This window comes from Halomonas sp. ND22Bw (genome assembly GCF_003011945.1).
Taxonomy (GTDB): domain Bacteria; phylum Pseudomonadota; class Gammaproteobacteria; order Pseudomonadales; family Halomonadaceae; genus Halomonas; species Halomonas halophila.
This window is the reverse complement of record NZ_PXWD01000419.1, coordinates 1-340: the sequence shown is the minus strand read 5'-3', so window position 1 is coordinate 340 and position 340 is coordinate 1. Positions and strand designations below refer to the sequence as shown.

Sequence of the window (340 nt, the reverse complement as noted above, 5' to 3'; positions counted from 1 at the left end):
ACCTGCCTGGCGCGAGCATCCTGGCGCCGGTGCCGGGCTTCGTGATGTACGCCATCAGCGCTCAGCTGCAGGGCATGAGGTTCGTGGGCGTGCCGCTCACCGCCGACTTCGAACTCGACGGCCCGGCCATGCTTGCGGCGATCGCGGCCGAAAAGCCGGCCATCGTGTACCTCGCGTACCCCAACAATCCGACCGCCAACCTCTGGGACGACACGACGATCGAGCAGATCGTCGAAGCGCAAGGCGCTCAGGGCGGCCTGGTGGTCATCGACGAGGCCTACCAGCCCTTCGCCGCCCGCAGCTACATCGACCGCGTGGCGCGCCACAGCCACGTGCTGCT

The 340-nt window shown here is 68.2% G+C and carries 1 protein-coding gene; it reads left to right on the top strand.

Annotated elements, in window-relative coordinates:
* A partial coding sequence (locus CVH10_RS18715) for an aminotransferase class I/II-fold pyridoxal phosphate-dependent enzyme (RefSeq protein ID WP_146143068.1) occupies positions 1-340 on the top strand: 340 nt, incomplete at both ends.